The sequence below is a fragment of the Pseudomonas sp. BMW13 genome, assembly GCF_013357275.1.
Lineage (GTDB): Bacteria > Pseudomonadota > Gammaproteobacteria > Pseudomonadales > Pseudomonadaceae > Aquipseudomonas > Aquipseudomonas khazarica.
The window spans coordinates 1-3,347 of record NZ_SUKD01000040.1; the positions used below are offsets into that span (position 1 = coordinate 1).

General features: G+C 61.3%; 4 protein-coding genes and 3 tRNA genes. All 7 read right to left on the reverse strand.

Annotated features, from left to right (window positions below; genetic code table 11):
* On the reverse strand, positions 1 to 90 hold a 90-nt coding region (locus E4487_RS23700), incomplete at its 3' end, for a GTP-binding protein (RefSeq protein ID WP_003137431.1).
* A gap of 84 nt (positions 91 to 174) precedes the next feature.
* Positions 175 to 250: transfer RNA gene (locus E4487_RS23705), tRNA-Thr, on the reverse strand.
* Between the two features lie 26 nt (positions 251 to 276).
* Positions 277 to 350 (reverse strand) — tRNA-Gly (locus E4487_RS23710).
* 24 nt (positions 351 to 374) lie between these two features.
* Positions 375 to 459, reverse strand: a tRNA-Tyr gene (locus E4487_RS23715).
* 141 nt (positions 460 to 600) lie between these two features.
* Positions 601 to 1,290 (reverse strand): SPOR domain-containing protein, encoded by a 690-nt coding sequence (locus E4487_RS23720; protein ID WP_037057529.1) that lies wholly within the window; start codon positions 1,288 to 1,290, stop codon positions 601 to 603.
* Positions 1,291 to 1,298: 8 nt separating this feature from the next.
* Positions 1,299 to 2,048, reverse strand: a complete 750-nt coding sequence (locus E4487_RS23725) for a pantothenate kinase (protein WP_150606727.1) — start codon at positions 2,046 to 2,048, stop codon at positions 1,299 to 1,301.
* Positions 2,038 to 3,003 carry a bifunctional biotin--[acetyl-CoA-carboxylase] ligase/biotin operon repressor BirA gene (gene birA / locus E4487_RS23730; RefSeq protein ID WP_175254525.1) on the reverse strand — a complete coding sequence of 322 codons (966 nt, stop codon included), beginning with the start codon at positions 3,001 to 3,003 and terminating at the stop codon, positions 2,038 to 2,040. Before birA ends, E4487_RS23725 begins: the two co-directional genes overlap by 11 nt.
* Positions 3,004 to 3,347: the final 344 nt, after the last annotated feature.

The following is a 3,347-nucleotide window of genomic DNA, read 5'->3' on the forward strand; positions in this document are numbered from 1 at the left end:
AGCGGTCAGAGTGGTCTTACCGTGGTCAACGTGACCGATGGTGCCGACGTTGACGTGCGGTTTGTTACGTTCGAATTTCTCTTTAGCCATCTTGACCGTCTCCCAACGAAGAATTGAGCAAGCCGTGCTGCCATTAAAACAAAGGCAGATACTTTCATATCTGCCTTCATTAGATGGAGCTCATGAGCGGATTTGAACCGCTGACCTCACCCTTACCAAGGGTGTGCTCTACCAACTGAGCTACATGAGCCAAACTCTATTGCGCCAACCACAAACTGGAGCGGGCAGCGGGAATCGAACCCGCATCATCAGCTTGGAAGGCTGAGGTTCTACCACTGAACTATGCCCGCGGAGCCTGCAGCTCACGCTGAATCTGGTGGAGGGGGAAGGATTCGAACCTTCGAAGTCGATGACGTCAGATTTACAGTCTGATCCCTTTGGCCGCTCGGGAACCCCTCCAAAGTGAGGCGGCATTTTCTAGATTTGCCACCCTGCTGTCAAGCTTTTTCTCATTAAAATCTTGAGGTTAGCTACTTTGACAACATCTTCGTCGGGAACTAACTTTGACCACCCTGCGAAGCGGGCGCCATTCTATGCAAACTATTGGAGCAATGCAACGCCCTCGCACGGCATTAATTGATGTTGCAAACCAGCGAAGTCTCCAGCCAGTTGCCCCAGCAGAAATTCGTCGGCCAGGCGCCTGCTTTGCGGGGCCACCCGCACCCAGAAACTGCGATGGGCACGCGACAGCTCGCGCATCTGCGGCTCGTAACCCACCTCGCGAAGGCGCTGCATGACGCTGTCGGCCGAATCGCTGCGCGGGAAGATGCCCAGGGAGATGCCGTTCGCCAACTCGCCCTGGGTGATGATGTAACTGTCGATGCGCCGCGCCTGCAGCTCTCGCAACTGACGCAACGACGCCTGCCGGGACGCCAGCGGAGGCAGGTACACCCAGTACTCCACGCCCGCAGCCGCATCGATGCTGTGCACCTCGGCCTGTATGTCCAGGCTCAGCAGGCGCTGCTCGACGACCCGGGCGCGAGACTCTTCCTCGAAGCTCCCCAGGAAAAGACACACCGCCGCCTCGGAGGCAGCCGCCTGCGGCTCGACCTCCGGCTGCCTTGCAGGCAGACGAGGCGACTCGGCCTCGCTGAGCAGGCGTATGTCCTTGCGCGCCCCCTGATAGGAACTGGCCGGCGCCACCTCCTTGGCCCGCAACGGCGCCTGCTGTTGATGCCAGACGTAGTAGAACGCGTTAAGAAGTAGCAGCAGTAGCAGGAACCAGCGCATGCCTTGCCTCAATTCAGGGGGCAGGCGATCGCCAACCCGACAAATACCAGATCCGCGACGACCTGAGCGCCCGGCACGACATCACGCACCAGGTCTGCGTCCCCACCCGTCAGGAACACCTCGAAGCCATCCGGAAAACGCGCCGTCGCCTGTGCCAGCTGCTCGGCGACGAACCCACGCAGCATCAGCACGCAGCCACGCTCGACCGCCTCCGCCGTGGAACGCCCAGGATCCAGCTCCTGCAATGCCGCGAGCGCCACCTGGCGGTCGTAACGAATACGCCGTGTGTGTGTGCTCAGCTGATCACGCATCAACGGCAGCCCCGGACAGATGAAGCCACCCAGGTGTGTACCGTCGGCAGAGATGAAATCGGCGGTGACGGCCGTCCCCAGATCCACCACCAGACAGGCGCGCTGACCGAGATGGTAAGCCCCGAGCACGGCCAGCCAGCGGTCCAGGCCCAGGCGCTGGAAGTCAGCATAGCCATTGCGTACCGCACCGACCTGACTGGCGGACTGAGCGCAAACCGCCTCCACACCCAGAGACGCACGCAGACGGGCGACCAACTGCTCGGTCTCGGCATCGCTGCGCACACTGACCATGCGGCAATGCTCCACCTGCAGATCAGGGACAGCCGACAGCGCCTCGAACAGGCCGGTATCGTCGTTGACCACGCCAGCGGCAATACGCTGAGCAGCGTCGATGGAGATCACTCGCCATTTGATGAAGCTGTTACCGCAGTCGAGCTCAAGAATCATGCTGCAACCTCAGGCTCAACTCGCCACCGCTGAAGGTTTGATCGACACCATCGACACTCAGCCGAATCGCCCCTCGTTCATCGACGCCCTGCACCACACCCAGGATTGCGTTGCTTCCCGCGGTCAACGCGACGGAGCGGCCTCGCCACACGTGCAACGCCTCCCACTCTTCTCGCAAGCCGGCAAAGCCCTGCTGCCAATGCGTGAAGAGGTACACACGCAACTGCTTCAGGAGTTCAGCCGCCAACTGGTTGCGGTCGAGCGCATGACCGAGGCACTGCCGCACCGACGTCCAGGGCTGATCGATCAACGCAGGCGTATCGACCAGCATGTTCACATTGATACCGATACCGATCACGACATGGCAGACATCGGCAGGATCGCCGGCAAGCTCGAGCAGTATTCCGGATATCTTGCGCCCGTCGACCAACACGTCATTCGGCCACTTGAGCCCGGCCGCAGTCACGCCACACGCCCGCAGCGCTTTCGCCACCGCCAGGCCGACGGTCAGACTCAGGGCCTCGACCTGAGTCATTCCACCATCAACGCGCAGGACAAGACTGCAATAGAGGTTCTCGGCAAATGGACTCGCCCACACCCGACCTCGCCGTCCGCGACCCGCGGTCTGACGCTCGGCAAGCAACACGAAAGGCGGACGAGCGCCGGCATCGAGGCGGCGGAAGATTTCCGCATTCGTCGAATCCAGGCTGGACTCGACAGCGATGGGCCAGTCCACCTCTCCCGCCGCCTGTGAAATCCGCTCGGCATCGAGCAGGACCAGGGGCGAAGAAAGCCGATAGCCTTTACCTGGGACCTTGAACACCTCGACCCCCAGTTCAGCCTCCAGGCCCTGCAACTGCTTCCAGATGGCACTCCGACTGATCCCGAGCCGAGCCCCAAGGGCTTCACCGGAATGGAAGCGACCATCCTGCAGAAGTTTCAACAATTCCAGCATGCGAGGCCCCGCTATGAACAAGGCTGGCATGATAACGACGAGGCTTGTACTTGCATAGAAAACGCAGTGTTCCACCGCCGACCCTGGGAGAAGATCCAAGCATTGCACCGCGTCGGCAAACACCCCCGAAAGCACTGCACAGGAACATCTTCAGCCGCGAACGCCCCGACCACTCAGGTACGGCGATCACCGCATCGCCCACAAGCGGGCTCCTACGGGAACTTCGCCAGGCCGCGTACCGTAGGAGCCGGCTTGCCGGCGATCACGTCCTGCAGGTTACCCCGCCAGGCGGCGCTGCCCACGCCCGACTTTCTGCCGCGCAAAGAAGAAACCCCAGACCTCGT